The organism is Actinomyces sp. Z5 (genome assembly GCF_003287795.1).
Taxonomy (GTDB): domain Bacteria; phylum Actinomycetota; class Actinomycetes; order Actinomycetales; family Actinomycetaceae; genus Actinomyces; species Actinomyces glycerinitolerans.
Genome location: NZ_QMIN01000046.1, coordinates 38,760 through 56,069, shown reverse-complemented (window position 1 = coordinate 56,069; position 17,310 = coordinate 38,760). Strand labels below are relative to the sequence as shown.

General features: G+C 69.6%; 15 protein-coding genes and 1 pseudogene. 7 read left to right on the top strand and 9 right to left on the bottom strand.

What is annotated here, in order from left to right:
* The first annotated feature begins 117 nt into the window (after window positions 1-117).
* Window positions 118-1,635, top strand: coding sequence for a helix-turn-helix domain-containing protein (locus DRB06_RS05690; RefSeq protein WP_108967456.1), 1,518 nt, complete (start codon window positions 118-120; stop codon window positions 1,633-1,635).
* Between the two features lie 142 nt (window positions 1,636-1,777).
* Here DRB06_RS05690 and DRB06_RS05685 read toward each other — a convergent pair whose 3' ends face one another.
* The 4 genes from DRB06_RS05685 to DRB06_RS05670 form a co-directional block, all read right to left on the bottom strand.
* Window positions 1,778-2,524 (bottom strand): ABC transporter permease, encoded by a 747-nt coding sequence (locus DRB06_RS05685; protein ID WP_108967458.1) that lies wholly within the window; start codon window positions 2,522-2,524, stop codon window positions 1,778-1,780.
* Window positions 2,524-3,315: an ABC transporter ATP-binding protein gene (locus DRB06_RS05680; RefSeq protein ID WP_258522152.1), complete on the bottom strand. Its 792-nt coding sequence runs from the start codon at window positions 3,313-3,315 to the stop codon at window positions 2,524-2,526. Before DRB06_RS05680 ends, DRB06_RS05685 begins: the two co-directional genes overlap by 1 nt.
* A 46-nt stretch (window positions 3,316-3,361) precedes the next feature.
* Window positions 3,362-4,021, bottom strand: coding sequence for a TetR family transcriptional regulator (locus DRB06_RS05675; protein ID WP_108967461.1), 660 nt, complete (start codon window positions 4,019-4,021; stop codon window positions 3,362-3,364).
* Window positions 4,022-4,088: 67 nt separating this feature from the next.
* Window positions 4,089-5,168, bottom strand: a complete 1,080-nt coding sequence (locus tag DRB06_RS05670; RefSeq protein ID WP_083565850.1) for a zinc-binding dehydrogenase — start codon at window positions 5,166-5,168, stop codon at window positions 4,089-4,091.
* 411 nt (window positions 5,169-5,579) lie between these two features.
* On the opposite strand from DRB06_RS05670, the gene DRB06_RS05660 reads away from it, so the two are divergent.
* Both DRB06_RS05660 and DRB06_RS05650 read left to right on the top strand, forming a co-directional pair.
* Window positions 5,580-5,957: a hypothetical protein gene (locus tag DRB06_RS05660; RefSeq protein WP_073331526.1), complete on the top strand. Its 378-nt coding sequence runs from the start codon at window positions 5,580-5,582 to the stop codon at window positions 5,955-5,957.
* Between the two features lie 450 nt (window positions 5,958-6,407).
* Window positions 6,408-6,671: a hypothetical protein gene (locus DRB06_RS05650; protein ID WP_111819355.1), complete on the top strand. Its 264-nt coding sequence runs from the start codon at window positions 6,408-6,410 to the stop codon at window positions 6,669-6,671.
* 9 nt (window positions 6,672-6,680) lie between these two features.
* Here the strand turns inward: DRB06_RS05650 and DRB06_RS05645 are convergent, their stop codons facing one another.
* Complete coding sequence (locus tag DRB06_RS05645) at window positions 6,681-7,553, bottom strand: 16S rRNA (uracil(1498)-N(3))-methyltransferase (protein ID WP_111819370.1); 873 nt, start codon at window positions 7,551-7,553, stop codon at window positions 6,681-6,683.
* A 55-nt stretch (window positions 7,554-7,608) separates the two neighbouring features.
* On the opposite strand from DRB06_RS05645, the gene DRB06_RS05640 reads away from it, so the two are divergent.
* Window positions 7,609-8,439, top strand: coding sequence for a YggS family pyridoxal phosphate-dependent enzyme (locus tag DRB06_RS05640; protein ID WP_111819354.1), 831 nt, complete (start codon window positions 7,609-7,611; stop codon window positions 8,437-8,439).
* 57 nt (window positions 8,440-8,496) lie between these two features.
* On the opposite strand, the gene dnaJ is transcribed toward DRB06_RS05640, so the two are convergent.
* Together dnaJ and hrcA are read right to left on the bottom strand one after the other, a co-directional pair.
* Complete coding sequence (gene dnaJ, locus DRB06_RS05635; RefSeq protein ID WP_111819353.1) at window positions 8,497-9,618, bottom strand: molecular chaperone DnaJ; 1,122 nt, start codon at window positions 9,616-9,618, stop codon at window positions 8,497-8,499.
* Window positions 9,619-9,670: 52 nt separating this feature from the next.
* On the bottom strand, window positions 9,671-10,735 hold the full coding sequence (gene hrcA, locus DRB06_RS05630) for a heat-inducible transcriptional repressor HrcA (protein WP_108967472.1): 1,065 nt from the start codon (window positions 10,733-10,735) through the stop codon (window positions 9,671-9,673).
* A 178-nt stretch (window positions 10,736-10,913) separates the two neighbouring features.
* Between hrcA and DRB06_RS05625 the strand changes: the two genes are divergently transcribed.
* On the top strand, window positions 10,914-12,047 hold the full coding sequence (locus DRB06_RS05625; protein ID WP_395994426.1) for a DUF3097 domain-containing protein: 1,134 nt from the start codon (window positions 10,914-10,916) through the stop codon (window positions 12,045-12,047).
* 219 nt (window positions 12,048-12,266) lie between these two features.
* A complete protein-coding gene (locus DRB06_RS05620; RefSeq protein WP_111819351.1) occupies window positions 12,267-14,195 on the top strand; it encodes a subtype A tannase in 1,929 nt (642 codons plus the stop codon).
* Window positions 14,196-14,367: 172 nt separating this feature from the next.
* Here the strand turns inward: DRB06_RS05620 and DRB06_RS05615 are convergent, their stop codons facing one another.
* Both DRB06_RS05615 and DRB06_RS05610 read right to left on the bottom strand, forming a co-directional pair.
* On the bottom strand, window positions 14,368-15,771 hold the full coding sequence (locus tag DRB06_RS05615) for a sodium:proton antiporter (RefSeq protein WP_111819350.1): 1,404 nt from the start codon (window positions 15,769-15,771) through the stop codon (window positions 14,368-14,370).
* 192 nt (window positions 15,772-15,963) lie between these two features.
* On the bottom strand, window positions 15,964-16,731 hold the full coding sequence (locus DRB06_RS05610) for a hypothetical protein (RefSeq protein ID WP_146750809.1): 768 nt from the start codon (window positions 16,729-16,731) through the stop codon (window positions 15,964-15,966).
* A 334-nt stretch (window positions 16,732-17,065) separates the two neighbouring features.
* On the opposite strand from DRB06_RS05610, the pseudogene DRB06_RS16540 reads away from it, so the two are divergent.
* Window positions 17,066-17,310, top strand: a pseudogene (locus DRB06_RS16540) (hypothetical protein); the annotation flags it as partial.

Below are 17,310 nucleotides of genomic sequence, written 5' to 3'. Positions count from 1 at the left end.
GGGTTGCTCCGTCGCTCAGCGGCAGTGATGCCCACGGTCGGGAGGTGCGAAGCGAGTGGTGATTTGGTGAGTAGCGATCTCCGCGCGCACGAGTATGTGAGGGGCAGGATGTAAGCGATGACCGAACTTCTAACTCTCGGACCCGAAGGCCGAGTCGTCATTAATGAAGGAAAGACGCTTGAGCTCAAGCGCGATCTGTCTTCACCCGACGGGCCACTGCGGACGATTGTTGCCTTCGCGAACTCCGCGGGCGGGCGGCTGGTCATCGGAGTCGCGGACGATGGCACGGTGGTTGGCGTCGAGGACCCGCTCGCCGAGGAGGAGCGCATCGCCAGCCTCATTGATGACCGGATCTCACCTCAGTTGGTCCCCGCGATCGATCTGGTGACGCTGGCAGACAAGACGGTGCTCGTTGTTGACGTGCCGCTCAGTACTCGCCGACCTCACTACATCACCCACCAGGGCGCCGAGGCCGGCGTCTACGTGCGCCTCGGCTCCACCACTCGGCAGGCGGACCCGGCGCTGGTGGCCGAGCTTGAACGCAACGCCAGCGGTATCGCCTTCGAAGACCTTCCCGAACCGCGCGCCACACTGGAAGACCTGGATCTGCAGGTCCTTTCCGATCTGCGCGGACGCGACACGTCCGTCGACGACCTCCTGGCACTCGGTCTCGCTGCCAAACAGGGTGACCAGATCGTCCCCACCAATGCGGGCGTCCTCGCCGCCTGCCCCGACCCTACGCGCTTCCTGCCCTCCGCCTGGGTCCAGTGCGGGCGCCTGCGCGGCCCGCACGGCACCGACATCTTCGACCAGACCGAGATCCATGGCCCCATGGCGCTGGCCGTCGACCCCGCCGTGGACTTCCTACTCAAGCACGCCTACAAGACCGCGGTCTTCGGCGAGGTCCGGCGCCGGGATGTCTACTCGATCCCCATCGAGCCGATCCGCGAAGTGATCGTCAACGCCCTCGTCCACGCCTCCTACACAGAACGCGGAACCCCCATCCGCATCGGCTTCTACGACGACCGCATCCAGGTTGACAGCCCCGGCCTGCTGCTGCCGGGCATGACCATCGACTCTATGCGGCGTGTGTCCCGCCTGCGTAACCCCGCCCTCGCGCGTATCTTCCGCGAGGCCGGGATCATGGAACAGTGGGGTACCGGTGTCCAGCGCGTCTTCGAGCAGGTGGCCGAGGCCGGTCTGCCCGAGCCCGTTATTGAGGAGGTCCAGGACCGCGTACGGGTCATCATCCAGATCCCCAGCCATGACCCGCGGCATGCGGCCGCCGCACACGCCGGATCGCACGAAGTACGCAGTGCCCACGAGCCGGAGACTGAGGACCAGATCAGCTCAGAACATGCCTACACACATAGCAATGACGATAGATATGACGGTAGGTATGATGTGGCAATGATGCGCGCGGCAGCGAATGGGCCGGTTCACCGGAACACGCTCCTGGAAGCCGCTGGCCTTAGGCCCCTGTCACAGAACTACGCGCGGCACGTCGTTCCACTGCTGAATCGTGGGCTGATCGCCATGACCCTGCCGGACAAGCCCCGCAGCAAAGCGCAGAGATACGTTCTGACGGATAAGGGCCGCGCCTACCTGCGCACCCTTACGGGAGATGCCGAATGAATGCCATGTCGGCCGTCCGACGCCGCGAGCACTTCGAGCTCGACCGGCGCCAGCAGTACTTCCGGCAGGTCAGGGAGTTCACGATCGCCTACATGCGCAAGCAATAGCCGGCCGCCCGCGCCTGCCTTCCCCCACGCCGCCCTCACCGCACCCGCCGCGGCACGGTCAGGGCGGCTACCGCGAGGATCGCCACCCCCACCCCGGCCACCAGCCCCAGGTCGGCGGCGAAGGCGGTGGTCGGCGCGGTGCTCGTGCTCAGCTCGCCGACGGCGTCGACGGCCCAGCTCATGGGCAGCACGTTGCTGCACAGCTCCAGCACGCGCGGCAGCTGGTCGCGGGCCACCAGCAGCCCGCACAGGAAGATCTGCGGGCCGATGATCACGGGGAAGAACTGGACGGCCTGGAACTCGGTGCGGGCGAAGGCGGATACGAACAGCCCCAGCGCCACGCCGAGGAAGCCGTCGACCAGCGCGGTGAGGATCACCCACGCCCAGGGGGCGGTGATCTGCACCCCCAGGCACCAGGCGGCCACCGCGCACAGCAGCAGCGACTGCCCCACGGCGGTGGCGGTGAAGGCGGCGGCATAGCCGAGCAGCAGGTCGGCGCGGTGCAGCGGAGTGGTCCACAGCCGCTCCAGGGTGCCGGAGCCGCGCTCACGCAGCATGGTGACGCTGGTGACCAGGAACATCACCAGCATCGGCAGGATCGCCATCATGGCCACGGCGATCCGGTTGAACAGCTGCTCGCCGTGCGGATAGTCGTAGTAGACGAAGTACAGCAGGGTCAGCAGCGCGGCGGGCACCACCATGATCAGTCCGAGGGTGCGCCGGTCGGCGGCCAGCTGCGCCAGCACCCGGCGCACGGTAGCGGCGAAGGTGCGCGCGTTCATCACTGTCCCTCCCCCTGCTCCGTTCGCCCCGCATGCCGGACGACGTCGAGGAAGGCCGCGTCGAGGGTGTCGGCGCCCGTGCGCTCCAGCAGCTCGCCCGCAGTCGTGGAGGCCAGGAAGCGGCCGGAGCGCATGAGCAGCACGCGATCGCAGTGGAAGGCCTCATCCATGACGTGGCTGGAGATCAGCAGGGTGGCGCCCGCATCGGCCAGTTCCCGGAAGGTGGCCCACAGCCCCTCCCGGGTCAGCGGGTCCAGGCCGACCGTCGGCTCATCCAGTACCAGCAGTTCCGGGCCGGCCACCAGGGCGCAGGCGAGCGAAACCCGTCCGGTCTCACCGCCGGAAAACGTACTCACGCGCCGGTCGGCAAGCTCGGTCAGCCCCACCGTGTCCAGCACCTCGTCGATGTCGCGGGCGCGCGCCCCGGCCAGCGCGGCGAAGTAGCGCAGGTTCTGGCGGGCGGTCAGGTCCTTGTACACGGCCGCCGCCTGGGTGACGTATCCGATCCGGCCGCGCACGGCGGGCGTGCCCGGCCGCTCCCCCAGGACCCTCACCACGCCGTCGTAGCACTGCACCCCGACGAGTACCCGCATCAGGGTGGTCTTACCACAGCCGGACGGCCCCAGCAGGCCTGTGATGGAGCCGGGACGCAGGTCCAGGTCCAGGCCGTGGAGGATCTCGGTGCCGCCGCGGCTCACCCGCAGTCCGCGCACGTGTACCGCACTGCCGACAGCCTCCGCGACGGCCGGATCGGCATGACCGACGACAGCACCCAAGCCATTTTTCATCATGCGATGAATATAGGGGGCACGGCAGCGGTCCGGCAAGGACTGCGGACTACTCCTCGGGTTCTTCCATGGTCTTGAAGGCCCCGGCATCCTCGACCGGGACATCGTGCGCGTCGCCGAGGTCACCGGTCAGGTAGCGCTGGATCACCGGACCCACGGCGGCCGCGAGCTCCTCCGGGCTTGCGGCGGATACGGCGTCGAGGCGGGCGATCCAGCGCGTCATGCCCAACCCGACCAGGTGTCCCGCGATCAGCTGGGACCGCAGCCGGACCCGATCGGGAGCCACACGTTCGACCAGCGGAGTCACCAGGGCGCCCACCACGAGCTCCCGTATGCGGGCGACAACGCCCTCGTGAGCCAGCGCCGCGCGCACCACCGCGGCGAAGCGGTCCGCCCCCATGCGGTCCCACTGGGTCACGAACAGGCGCACCAAGGCGGTTCCCTGCCGAGAGGCGGGCAGGCGCCGGACGTCGTCCAGAACGGCCGGATCCATGACGGGCCCGTCCGGCCCGTCATAGACGGCCTCCACGAACAGGTGCGAGCGCTCCGGGAAGTAGTGGTGCACCAGGGCGGGGTCGACGCCGGCCGCCCGGGCGATGCCTCGCAGCGAGGCGTTGTAGCCGTCGCGGGCGAAGGCGGCGCGGGCCGCCTCTAGAATCGCCTGCCGGGCGTCCGGGCTCCCGGCCCGCCTACGCCCTCGCGTGCCCATCTCGCCCCTCCTGCGCAACTATTGACGAGTCGAAGGATACGTGCGGTGTCCTCATTACCGCCGGACTTTAGGAGGCCGCCGCCACCGCCGACCCGGCCACGTCGCACACGAGCTTGCCGGCCTGGTGCCCCCGAGCCAGTTGGGCGTAGGCGGCGGGCACCGCGTCAAGCGGCACCGTCTCGGCCACGCGGGCGTCGAGCCGCCCGGCGGCGACCAGTTCCAGCATCTCGGTGAGCATGGTCGCCAGGTCCGCGCGGTCGCGGGCGGTGCCCGCGGAGTAGGCGGCGCCGAGGGAGACCTCGTGGATCGAGGGCGAGATCGTGAATCCCGGCATGGCAGACAGATCGGGGCACCCACCGATGAACGCCAGGGCGCCGTTGAAGGCGAGCGCGCCCAGATTCGCGGTGGCGGAGGCGCCGTCGAGCGTGTCGAGCACGGCGTCTACGCCACGCCCCTGCGGAGTGAGGGCGCGGGCCGCCGCGGCGACGGCGTCGGGATCGCCGGCGGCGCGGTAGTCGATGACCTCGTCGGCGCCGAGGGCGCGGACGGCCCGCACCTTATCGGTCGAGGCGGTGGCGACGACGCGGGCGCCCAGGTGGTGGGCGATCTGCACGGCGTAGCCGCCCACTCCCCCGGCCCCGGCGGTGATGAGAATGGTCTGCCCGGCGGCCAGGCGCAGGCGGCGGGTGAGGGCGTGGTAGGCGGTCATGCCGGCGCAGGGCAGGGCGGCGGCGTCGGTGGCGGAGACCGCGTCCGGCAGGTGCGCCAGTGCGAGGGCGTCGACGACGACGTACTGGGCCAGGCCGCCGGGGCGCCGCAGGTCGTGGTGCAGGGCGACCGTGTCGCCGACGGCGAGATCGGGGCGCAGCGCGGTGGCGCCGTCCTCGGCGGGAGTGGCAACGCCGGGTCCGAGGGCGTCGACGGTGCCGGCCACGTCGAGGCCGAGCACGTGGGGCCAGGTCCAGGCCGGGTTGCCGCCGCGAGCGACCTTCCAGTCCACGGGGTTCAGGGAGCAGGCCTCCACGCGCAGCCGGACCTGGCCGTGACCGGGCTCGGGGAAGGGCAGCCGCCCCAGGCGCATGGCTGCGGAGAGCTCGTCGGGCCCGGCCGGCCGGTCGAGCAGCAGGGCGGTCATGGTGTCGGGCACGGTCTCCTCCTGGACGTCCGGCGGCAAGCAAGGTCAATATGCGGGCCGCCCGGGCGCGCCCGCCCCGCCGCCTGCACGGTCCGCCGACATCGTATCGCCGCGCCTGCAGACCGCTCCCGGCAGAGGGCAGCAATGCGCCCGAATTCGTGTCGTACCCCTGGCGGACACTTGAGTCGAAAGGAACCGCCTGCAACACCTCTTGACTACTTGCCGAAAGGGGGATTGAATAATGAAGCGCAGAGATCTCATCCGGCAGTTGGAGGAGGTCGCCCGTCAGAAGGGACAGAAGCTTGTACTCACCGAGGGCGGAAGGCACACCAAGGCAACCATAGGGACGTGGAGCGAGCCCATCCCCCGCCACCGGGAGATCAACGAGATGACCGCACGGGCAATCTTACGGAGGAGCAAACGATGACCAGAATTGAAGCCATGGCACTTTACTGCGAGGGTTGGTGGGCGATCGACTTCACCCTTGAAGGCCACGAGTACTCCACCCAGGCGCGACGTCTCGATGAAGTCGTCCCGATGGTCACCGATGCCGCCGTCCTCATGACGGGGCGCCCCACAGACGACTTCGAGGTGCACTACACGGTACGCAACGCGAACTACGTAGACGCCGTAGAACAGTACAAGGCAGCAGCGCAAGCATCCACAAAAGCCAGTGCGGCCGCGGCAGCCGCCTCACGCCGCGCCGTCACCCTGTTGCGCGCCGACGGCCTACCGCTACGCGACATCGCCACCCTTATGGGAGTCACCACCCAGCGGGTCTCACAACTGGCCCGAAGCTGAAGCCACCCGCTCCCGCGAGCCCAGCGCAACTGCCATGCCGCGCGCAGATCGCTCCCGGCAGAGGCCAGCAATGCGCCCGAATTCGTGTCAGTGGGGCGTGCGATCTTGTACGCATGATGCCTCAACGAATCAGTACCGCAACGGTATGGCGGAGCGCGCCGCGTGGTGCACTCTTGACCAACCAAACTCGTCAACGTAAGGTTGACGGATGAGGGTTACTCGGTCGGCCCTCAAACACGGTGTCTCAGCCGATGACGTCGTCCACGCCTGGGAGAACGCGTTGCGATTGGTCGAGTACGAGTATGACGGGGAGGAACGATTACTCGTGATTGGTCCAGCATTGGATTCGAGTCTGCTCGAGTTGGTCGCTGTTCCCTCAGCCGCACCTGCTCGCATAATCCATGCAGACCGTCTACGGCCGAAGTTCTACGTCTTTCTGAAGTGATTCCCATGCAGCGAACAACTACGACTACGACCAGTTCTCCGGATACCGGCCTGCAGTCTCTCGACCCGGCACGCACGCCATCACGCGACGCCACGCACTTCCGGCGCATCATCGCCGTGAAAAAACACGTGATCGATGCGGAACAAGACCTGGCTCACGCCGTCGCCGACGCTCGTGCGGCCGGTGAGTCATGGACAGTGATAGGCGCCGCCCTCGGCGTCTCGAAGCAGGCCGCGCACAAGCGCTTCGGCCACTCATCCCCCCGCTGAAGACCCGTCTCAGCCCCACAGGCCGGTGCGCTGGGCGAGGACCGCGAGCGCGACCGGTCCGGCCGATGCCGTGCGCAGCACATGCGGCCCCAGGCGCACGGCGCGTGCCCCGGCGTCCTCCAGCGCCTCCACCTCCGTGTCGCTGATGCCGCCTTCGGGCCCGACGACGACGGCCAGCACCGGCGCCTCTCCCGCACCACCGGCACCCTCCCGAGGGTCGCCTTCGGTTGTACCAGCCCCCTCCGACGCTCCCGCACCCGCCCGCGTCTCCGGCAGCGCCGCGTCGCCGATCGGCTTGGTCGCCTCCTCGTGCAGTACCAGCACCGTCCCGCCGGCCTCGCACACCTGTCGCACCCACCCGGACAGCTCGGCGGTGGTGAGCAGCTCCGCGATCTCGGGCACGCGTGCCCGCCGCGACTGCTTGGCGGCCTCGCGGGCGGCGGCCTGCCAGCGCTGGCGCCCGCGGGTCGCCTTCACGCCGCGCCACACCGCAACGCAGCGCTCGGCCCACCAGGGCACCACCAGATCCGCACCCACCTCGGTGGCGGTCTCGATCGCCTGCTCGTCGCGCCCGCCCTTGGCCAGCGCCTGCACCAGCACCAGTTTCAGCCCCGCGTCGGGCTCCTGGATCCGCTGCACGACCTGCACGCCCAGGCGCTCCCGCCGTCCACCGTCGGCGGCCGCGTCGGTCACCTCGCACACCAGGCGCAGGCCCCGTCCGTCCACCAGGTCGACCCGCTCTCCCGGATGCAGGCGCCGCACGGAGACCGCGTGATGCGCCTCCGGACCGGTCAGTGTGAGTCGGGCCCCGGGCGTGGCGGTGGTGGCCGCCCCGGTGGGTTCGAGCGTTTCGGGTGTGATGAGGAAGACGGGTGCAGTCACACTTACAGGGTACGGTTCCGGACGGGTCAGTGCCGCGGTGCTAGCGTCACGGAACATGACCGATCCGTCGTCCCTCCCGTCCCCCCAACCGTCCACCGCACCGCCTGCCGCCGGCTCCGAACCCGCCGCGCAGCCGTCCAGCGCCCCCACGGCCACCACCGTGGAGGACTTCCGCCGCAACCTGGCCGCCGTGCGCGCCCGCATCGACGCCGCCGCCCGTGCCGCCGGCCGGGACCCCGCCGAGATTCGGCTGCTGCCGGTGTCCAAGACGGTGCCGGAGGAGCGCCTGCGGGCCGCCTGGGCCGCCGGCATCACTCAAATGGGTGAGAACAAGGTGCAGGAGGCCAAGCGGAAGGCGGCGAACCTGGCCGACCTGGGCATCCACTGGGCGCTGATCGGCCACCTGCAGACCAACAAGGCCAAGGACGTGGCGGCCTTCGCCGACGAGTTCCAGGCCCTGGACTCCCTGCGCGTGGCCGAGGCCCTGGATCGGCGGCTGCAGGCGGCCGGGCGCGGCCTGGACGTGTACGTGCAGGTCAACTCCTCCGGAGAGGCCTCCAAGTTCGGCCTGGAGCCGGACGCCGTCGCCGACTTCCTGGCGGCCCTGCCGGCCTACTCGGCGCTGCGGGTGCGCGGCCTGATGACGCTGGCCGCCCACACCGACGACGCCGACCGCATCCGCGAGTGCTTCCGCATCATGCGCACCCTGCGCGACGCCGGGCTGCAAGCGGGCACGGTCGGCGATGGGCAACTGTCCATGGGCATGAGCGGTGACTTCGAGCTGGCCATTGCGGGCGGTTCCACGTGTGTGCGCGTGGGGCAGGCGATCTTCGGTGCGCGCCCCACCCCGGATTCGCTGTACTGGCCCGCCAACGGCGCCGAGTAGCCCGATGCGGGCGGCCCGGGAGGCGCCGCCCGCATCGCGTCCGTGTCGGCAGACCCGTCAGCGGCCGGACAGCTTCTCCTTCAGCTTGCCCATCATGGACTCGTCCTTGGGGGCGGCGTAGCCGTCCTCACCGCGCAGGGAGGCCAGCTCCGTCAGCAGCTCGCGCTGCCGGTCGTTCAGGCGGGTGGGGGTCTCCACCACGATCTGCACGCGCAGGTCGCCGCGGCCGGGGCGGCGCAACCGCCCCACGCCGAGGCCGGACAGGACGATCTCGTCCCCGCCCTGGGTGCCGGCGCGCACGGAGACATTGCGCTCGCCGTCGAAGGTCTCCAGCGGGAAGGAGGCGCCGAGGGCGGCGGCGGTCATGGGCACGCGCAGCTCGGTGTACAGGTCGTCGCCCTCGCGGGTGAAGGCCTCGTGCTCCCTCTCGTGGATCTCCACGTACAGGTCGCCGTTGGGGCCGCCGGCGGGCCCGGCCTCGCCGCGCCCGCCCATGCGGATGCGGGTTCCGGTTGACACGCCGGCGGGAATGTTGATGTCGATCGGGGTGCGCACGTGCTTGCGGCCCTCACCGTCGCAGTCCTTGCAGGGGGAGGCGATGACGGTGCCGTACCCCTGGCAGCGCGGGCAGGGCATGGAGGTGACCACGTTGCCGAGCAGGGAGCGCTGCATGCGCTGGACCGAGCCCTGGCCGTTGCACTCGGCACAGGTGACCGGCGAGGTGCCGGGGGCGCAGCAGGACCCGTTGCACGTGTCGCACACGACGTAGGTGTCCATGGTGACGGTCTTGGTGGCGCCGAAGACGACGTCGGCCAGGTCCACGTCCACGGCCAGTAGCGAATCCTGGCCCCGGCGGGTGCGGGACGCCGGGCCGCGGGAGGCTGCGCCGCCGAAGAAGGCCTGCTGGAACAAGTCGGAGAAGCTGCCGAAGTCACCGGTGAAGCCACCGCCGAAGCCGTTGTTGCCGTGCAGGGCGTCCTCACCGCCCAGGTCGTACATCTTCCGCTTCTCGGAGTCGGACAGGACCTCGTAGGCGGCGGAGACCTTCTTGAACTCGTCCTCGTGCCCCGGGCCGGCGACGTCGGGGTGCAGCTGGCGGGCCTTCTTGCGGTAGGCCTTCTTGATCTCCTCGGCCGTGGCCTGGCGGGTGACGCCGAGGACGTCGTAGTAGTCGCTCACGCTTGCTGGTGTTCCTTCGTGGTGGGGTGGTGTCGGATTCTCGGTGGGCGGGTCAGCCCGGCGCGCTGCCCTCCGTCCCGGTCAGGAACCGGGACAGGTAGCGGGCGACCGCGCGCACGGCCGCCATGGTGGCCGGATAGTCCATGCGGGTGGGGCCGATTACGCCCAGGTGGGCGACGGCGTCCCCGGGGCCGTAGGCGGCGGAGACGACCGAGGCCTCCGCCAGGGCGTCCTCGTGGGTCTCCGAGCCGATGCGCACGGTGGTTCCGGTGTCGTCGGCGTCGTCGCGGTGGGCGGCGTCCTCGGAGGTGAACAGGCGCAGCAGCACCACTTGTTCCTCAACCGCGTCCAGGAGCGTGCCGATGGCGGTGAAGTCCAGGGAGCGGGCGAGGTTGGCGGTGCCGGCGACGACGATGCGCTCCTCGGCGTCGGGCCGCAGAGCGGCGATCAGCTCGTCGGTGACGGCGGCCAGCACGGCGCGCTCGTCGGCGGGCGCCTGCTCGGCCAGGGCGGCGAGCACCGGGACCACCTCGACGGCGCGGCGGCCGACCAGGGCGGTGTTCAGCCGCAGGCGCAGCCGCTCCAGGACGGCCGGGTCCACCAGCCCGTCGGGGCCGCGCCCGGACAGGCCGACGGTGCGCTGCTCGACGCGGCCGGTGTCGGTGATGATGACCATGAGCAGGCGGGTGGGGCCGAGGGCCACCAGTTCGAGGTGACGCAGGGTGGTGCGGCGCAGACTCGGGTACTCGACGACCGCCAGCTGGCCGGTCAGTTGGGCGAGCGCGCGCACGGTGCGGGCGACCACCTGCTCCAGGTCGACGGCGCCGGACAGCAGGGCGTTGATGGCGGCCCGCTCGGGGGCGGAGAGGGGCTTGATGCGGGCCACCTCATCGACGAAGCGGCGGTAGCCCTTCTCGGTGGGGACGCGACCGGCACTGGTGTGCGGCTGGTGGATGTAGCCCTCGTCCTCCAGGGTGGCCATGTCGTTGCGGATGGTGGCCGGGGAGACGCCCAGCCGGTAGCGCTCCACCAGGGCGCGTGAGCCGACCGGCTCGCGGGTGCGCACGTAGTCGGTGACGATGGCGGACAGCACCTTCAGACGGCGATCGTCCGACATGGGGCCCTCCCTTCTCGTCTGCGATGCGCGCACGGGGCGACGCGACGCCCGGCCGCCGGTTCAGGCGTCACCGGGCCGGCCGACGCCGTTAGCACTCCCGGGGCGCGAGTGCCATCCTACGCCGCGCCGCGGCCGGCAATCAGGGCCGACGGCGTGACCTTCCCCTACCGTGCCCAGAGTGAACACGCCACCCTCCCGCCGTTCCGGCTCCCAGTCCACTTCCAACGCCCGCGGCGTCGTGCCCGGGGCGACGGCGGCACGCCGTCGGGCCCTGCGGGAACAGGCCGCCCGCCAGCAGGCCGCCGCACGTCGCAGCGGCGCCCCGGAGGGTGCGGCCCGAGCGGCCGCGGCTTCCGGGCGTTCCGCGGCGGGGCGTGGGGGCCGGAAGGCCGCCGCTCCCCCGCCCGCGCGCCCTTCGGCCGACAACCGTTACGGCGGGGATGTGCTGGCGGTGGACCCCCACCGAGTGGGCCCGACGGCGGTGCGCCCGGAGTCGGTGCATGTGGCCCTCACGCGCGGCATGGTGCTCGAGGACCGCCAGACCGGCTTCGTGGGGGCGGCGGTGGCCGTGGAGAAGTCCGGCGGCAAGCACCTGGTGGTGCTGGAGGATCGGCGGGGCGTGCACCGCGCCTTCCCACTCGGGCCGGGCTTCTGGCTGGAGGGCCGGCCCGTGATCGTGGACCCGCCGGCCCCGCGCAGGCGTCCCCCCGCCGGTCCGGTCAGCGCCGGCGGACGCAGACTGACCGCCTCGGGCTCCTATGCCGTCGAGGGCGAGCGGGCCCGGGTGGCGCGGGCCTCGCGCATCTGGGTAGAGGGCAAGCACGACGCCGAGCTGGTGGAGAAGGTGTGGGGTGATGACCTGCGCCATGAGGGCGTGGTGGTGCTCATGCTGGACGGCGTCGACAACCTCGAGGAGGTCATGGCCGCCTTCGGTCCCTCGTCTCAGCGGCGGGCGGGAGTGCTCGTGGACCACCTGGTGCCCGGCTCGAAGGAGTCGCGCATAGCCGAGCAGGTGCGGGCCATGCCCGGCGGCGAGAACGTGCTGATCCTGGGGCACCCGTATGTGGATGTGTGGCAGGCGGTGCGGCCCGCCCGCGTGGGCCTGCAGGCTTGGCCGGAGATTCCCCGCGGCACCGACATCAAGCACGGCACCCTGGAGGCGCTGGGGTGGCCGCATGCCGACCAGGCGGATATCGCCCGCGGCTGGCAGCGGATTCTGGCGACGGTGCGCTCCTACAAGGATCTGGAGCCGAGTCTGCTGGGCCGCATGGAAGAGTTGATCGACTTCGTTACCGCCCCCGGCACCCGCTGATGACGCGCCCTCCTCGCTCCTGCCCCACCCTCAAACGCCGAGATCGGTAGTAGTGACGTGCCCAGATCGGTAGAAGTGGCACCTGCCACTGGGCATGGCCGTCTCCGCACGAGCCCGGCAACCTCACAAGCGACTCACAGCAAGACTCCCGGGTTACGCTCAGACGGCACCGGTTGCATCCTGTCTGTCACCCTGACATCAACTGGAAGGAATCCAACGATGATCCTCTCACGACGCACCGTCATGCGCGCGGTGCCGGTGGCGACGCTACTCGGCGTCGCGGGACTGGCTGCTTGCTCCAACGACTCCGGCAGTTCGACCAATACCTCGGGCTCCCCAGCCGCCTCCACCACCAGCACCGACCTGGCGCTCAACCCGGCGGCCTGGAGCTATGACGCCGACGGCGACGTGTACTACCAGCTGGGACTGTCCTACGTGGCCTCCCCCCAGGACACCAGCTACGAGGCCCTTGGCGTCTTCGTGCCCGGCGCCTACATGTCCGCCACCGACAACGGGGACGGCACCTTCACCGCCGAGGTCGCCTCCGACGGCGCGGTGGGCGACTGGACGGCCACGACGGCGCCGATCGTGCTGCCGGTCAACACCCCGGGCTACGCCGCCCAGCAGCCGCCCGGCGAGTACTCCTACGACACGGTGTCTGCCTACATGGAGGCCGGCTTCATCTACGTACAGGCGGGGCTGCGCGGCAAGGACTCCACCACCGACGCCGCCCCCGGCAACGCGCCCTGGGGTGTGACCGACCTGAAGGCCGCCGTCCGGTACCTGCGCTACAACACCTCCGCCCTACCCGGCGACCCGGAGCAGATCTTCGTGTTCGGCCACTCCGGCGGCGGCGCCCAGTCCGCCGTAATGGGAGCCTCCGGCGACTCCGCGCTATACACCCCCTACCTGGAGGCGCTCGGCGCGGCCACCACCGACGCCGACGGCAAGGCACTGTCGGACGCGATCGCGGGGGCCATGTGCTGGTGCCCGATCACCAGCCTGGATGCCGCCAACGCCGCTTACGAGTGGAACATGGGCCAGTTCGCCACCACCGGCACCCGCGAGGAGGGCACCTGGACGGAGGCGTACTCCAAGAACCTGGCCGCCGCCTACGCCAGCTACCTCAACGGCCTGGGCCTGGTCGACTCCGACGGCAGCACCCTGACCCTTCAGGAGTCCGCGGACGGGCAGTACCTGGCCGGCTCCTACTACAACCACATGGTCGCGGTGGTCGAGCAGTCCCTGAACGACTTCCTGTCCACCACCGAGTTCCCTTACACGCCCAACGCCACCGAGATGGCCGGTATGGAGGCCCAGGGCGGCTCCGGCGCGCCTGAGGGCGGTCCAGGCGACTCAGCCGACAGCACCTCCGGGCTCCCCTCCGGCGCCCCAGACAGCGCGCCCGTCGGCGAGGGCACGCAGGGTGCCCTCGCCGACGGCGGCCCGGACGGAGACGGCGCCACCGCCGGCGCGGGCGGCCCCGGGGAGGGCTCCTCGGCGGATTCCTCCGAGTCGGTCACCTACGAGACGGTGGAGGACTACATCGCGGCCCTGAATGAGGACGTGGAGTGGGTCTCCTACGACTCCTCGACCAACACGGCCACGATCACCGGCCTGGAGGGCTTCGTCACCAGCCAGAAGGCGGCGACCAAGGACGTGGGCGCGCTCGACGGCGTCGACCGCGGTCAGACGGAGAACACGGTCCTCGGGGTCGGGCAGACGGCGATGCACTTCTCCGAGCTCTCCCGCGACGTGATCGCTGCCAACCAGGACGCCTATGCGTCCCTGACCAACTGGTCTGACGAGTACGGCTCTTCCGAGTACGACTCGGACTTTGCGCAGACCGACGCGCTCGGCGTCGATGTGCTGACCCGCGAGCACATGTACAACCCGATGTACTTCCTGTCCAGCGCCTACGAGGGCGCAGGCACCTCGACGGTGGCACCGAACTGGCGCATCCGCACCGGTATCACCCAGGGCGACACCGCCTCCACGGTCGAGGTGAATCTGGCTCTAGCCCTGCAGGCGGCCGGCCAGTCGGTGGACTTCGCGACCATCTGGGGCCAGGGGCACACCATGGCCGAGTTGACCGGCACCGGTGAGGAGAACTTCATCGCCTGGGTCACCGAGCGGGCCGCCTCCTGAGGAGAGCCCCCCCGGCTGCCCGGCACAACTCGCCGAGATCGGTAGAAGTTACGTGCCGAGATCGGTAGATATGGCCGGCCCGATAGATGTGAGACGGACAAATACGAGGGGCCCGGACACCTGCGGGTGTCCGGGGCCGGCCCGCTCGTATCGGCGGCGGTGAGCGCCGTCGTCAGGCGTCCGCCAGCGCCAGGCGGCGGCTGGAGCGCAGCAGCCGGACATTGTTGGCCAGCAGCACGACTACCAGCACGACGCCAAGGAGCTTGGCCCACAGCGGGTTGGCGATGAACAGCAGGACCATGGCGGCCAGCACGGGCACCAGGTACATGAAGGAGCGGCCGATGTAGCCGCCGAAGGAGGGCATCTCGACGTCGCGCGCCTCGGCGACGGACTTGACCATGAAGTTCGGGCCGTTGCCGATGTAGGTCAGGGCGCCGCACAGGACCGCGCCCAGCGAGATGGAGCGCAGGTACAACTCGGGCACGCCGGCAACCGTGGCCCCGCCGGGGTGAGGGATCTGACCGGCCATCTCGAAGAAGGTCGCGTAGGTGGGGGCGTTGTCCAGTAGGGAGGACAGGCCGCCAGTGAACACGAAGAAGGTGATCTCGTTCAGCGGCAGGCTGCCGGCGACTTCATCCAGGTAGCGCAGGGCCGGAATCATGGTCAGGAAGATGCCGATGAACAGCGCGGCCACCTCGGCAATCGGCCCCCACTCGAACTGGTTATCCTCGAAACGGGCGCGTTTGTCGCCCAGCTTGTAGGAGGCGCCGGCGGCGGCGAGCATGATCATCTCCCGAAGCGGGATCCAGTCCATGACGGTGGCGTGCCCCTCCTCTATGGCCTCGGCGTCGATGGAGGGGGCGAAGGCGACGGCGGCGATGATGACCACGAACCAGATCAGGTTATTGGCGCCGCGCAGGCCGAGGGGCTCGATGTCCGTCTTGTCGGCCAGGATGTCGGCGGCGGGCTCCTGCGAGTAGTACCAGGAGTCCAGGGCGAAGTAGATGGACAGCAGCATGGCGTTGACGAACAGCCACTCGACGGCGAGGTTGAACGTCCAAGTGAAGGGGACGCCACGTAGGAAGCCCAGGAACAGCGGCGGATCGCCGAGCGGGGTCAACAGGCCGCCACAGTTGGCGACCATGAAGATGGTGAACAGGACGGTGTGGACCCGGTACTCGCGCTCGCGGTTGGTGTTCAGCAGCGGACGGATCAGCAGCATGGCGGCACCGGTGGTGCCGACGAAGCTGGCCAGCAGCGCACCTATCGCCAGGAAGATGGTGTTGTTGCGGGGGGTCGCCTGAATGTCACCCCTGAGGAATATGCCGCCCGAGACCACGAACAGCGCCAGTAGCAGAGAGATGAACTGGATGTACTCCACCACGGAGGCGAATACGGGCTCCCAGCCAATGGCCACCAGCATCCAGACCGCGACGGGCAGTCCCAGGACGAGGGCGACCAGCAGTTGGTGGGAGTTCTTCTCCCACCAATGGGACGTTGCCGGCACGAGCGGCAGGACCGCGATCGATGCCAGCATGACAACGAAGGGCAGTATGGACCACCACTGCAACTCCACGTGAGACTCCTCAGTTCGGGGCAGGCGTGCTCGTCGCCCCATCAAAGATGCGACGACGCTAGCTTCACCCTATGACGATATCCGTCCCATATCGCGAGACATCGGTGTGTCCCGGGCACAAGGTGACCGGAAGCACGCCGGGCTCCGACCCCGGTGAGGGCCGACGACGCCGCACACCGCCGTCGACGCGGGTCAGCCCTGGCTCGGGTAGCGGGCCACGTCGCGTCCCTGGACGCGCACGTAGGCGTAGGTGGTCATTAGAGCGACCAGGGGAACGGTGACGATCCAGCCGATGACGGTGACGGTTCCGGCGACGGTCAGGAGGAAACCGATCAGCGCGAACGGCAGCAGCACGCCGACGTTGGCCGACAGCAGGCGCATCGAGTGGCGCATGGCGGCGATGGCATCCAGGTGGTGCTCGACCGCTGCAAACCTGACGAAGGTGAACAGGTAGTACAGGATGATGCCGGGAACGATCAGGAAGATGGAGCCGATCACGGTGGCCAGGCCCGAGAGGAGCATGGCAAGGAAGGCCTGCAGGAAGTTCGGGAAGGTGAAGAAGTCGCCGAAGCTCGCCTTGCGACCGGAGGATGTTAGTAGCCCCACATGCGCCGTGGCGATGGGACCGACCAACATGGCAGCCAGAGAGATGACGTTGCCGCCGGGGATTCCCAGGCCGTAGCTGTGCTCGACGCCGTCGACCGTGTAGCTCGCCTGCACCCCGACGCCGGCGAGGATCGTCCAGATGCCAAAGCCGACCAGCAGGACCACAGCGTTGTCGGTGATGCGGGACCACGCCCAGGACAGCCCGTCACCAATCGTGAGGGTGGGCGGGACCGGGGGCATGGAACCGTACGGTCCGGAGGCGCCGGGCTGCGACGCGCCATAGCCGTATCCCTGGCCGGTGTTTCCGTAGCCGTTGTTCTGGGGTGCTCCATAACCGAGCATACCTGTGCTCATAACTCCAGGATGCCAAATCGACACGTTGCATGTCCCGCCGAAACACTGTGGAGGCCGCCACGCCAGCGGCGTGGCAAGATGCAGAACGGACCGCCGTACCAGGCGCGGTAACGTCGCAGACCACGGTCTCAGACCTGACTCGTGCCACTTTTGGTGACATGACGTCGGGATCGTGGTTTTTCGTTGGTGTGGCGTGGTTGGGTTGGTGGTTGTGGGGCACTAATCCGGTGGCCTGTAGAGTGATGGCGTGTGAGCCCGTTTATTCGGAAGGTGCGTACAGCGTCGGGGGCTACGGCGGTGCAGATCGTGGCCAAGGAGCACGGGGTGCGCCGGATTGTGGAGCACCTGGGCTCAGCCCACGGGTGAGGCGGAGCTGGCGGCCCTGATTCAGGCTGGGCGGGAGAAGATCCGGGGCGGCCAGGGCGTGCTGGACCTGGCCGGCCTGACACCTCAGGCCGCCGGCCAGGCCGCGCAGGCGGTAGTCGTCGCTCAGCGCTCGGCTCTGCTGTGGGATGTCCTGTGTGCGGCCTACGAGGCCCTGGGGCTGGGTGAGGCCACTGGCGGGGATGAGGGTTTCAG

What these genes read in the sequence shown, in the direction of transcription:
- DRB06_RS05690 (WP_108967456.1), top strand. Translation starts at nt 118, where the DNA reads ATGACCGAACTTCTAACTCTCGGACCCGAAGGCCGAGTCGTCATTAAT.
- DRB06_RS05685 (WP_108967458.1), bottom strand. Translation starts at nt 2,524, where the DNA reads ATGAACGCGCGCACCTTCGCCGCTACCGTGCGCCGGGTGCTGGCGCAG.
- DRB06_RS05680 (WP_258522152.1), bottom strand. Translation starts at nt 3,315, where the DNA reads ATGATGAAAAATGGCTTGGGTGCTGTCGTCGGTCATGCCGATCCGGCC.
- DRB06_RS05675 (WP_108967461.1), bottom strand. Translation starts at nt 4,021, where the DNA reads ATGGGCACGCGAGGGCGTAGGCGGGCCGGGAGCCCGGACGCCCGGCAG.
- DRB06_RS05660 (WP_073331526.1), top strand. Translation starts at nt 5,580, where the DNA reads ATGACCAGAATTGAAGCCATGGCACTTTACTGCGAGGGTTGGTGGGCG.
- DRB06_RS05650 (WP_111819355.1), top strand. Translation starts at nt 6,408, where the DNA reads ATGCAGCGAACAACTACGACTACGACCAGTTCTCCGGATACCGGCCTG.
- DRB06_RS05640 (WP_111819354.1), top strand. Translation starts at nt 7,609, where the DNA reads ATGACCGATCCGTCGTCCCTCCCGTCCCCCCAACCGTCCACCGCACCG.
- hrcA (WP_108967472.1), bottom strand. Translation starts at nt 10,735, where the DNA reads ATGTCGGACGATCGCCGTCTGAAGGTGCTGTCCGCCATCGTCACCGAC.
- DRB06_RS05620 (WP_111819351.1), top strand. Translation starts at nt 12,267, where the DNA reads ATGATCCTCTCACGACGCACCGTCATGCGCGCGGTGCCGGTGGCGACG.
- DRB06_RS05610 (WP_146750809.1), bottom strand. Translation starts at nt 16,731, where the DNA reads ATGAGCACAGGTATGCTCGGTTATGGAGCACCCCAGAACAACGGCTAC.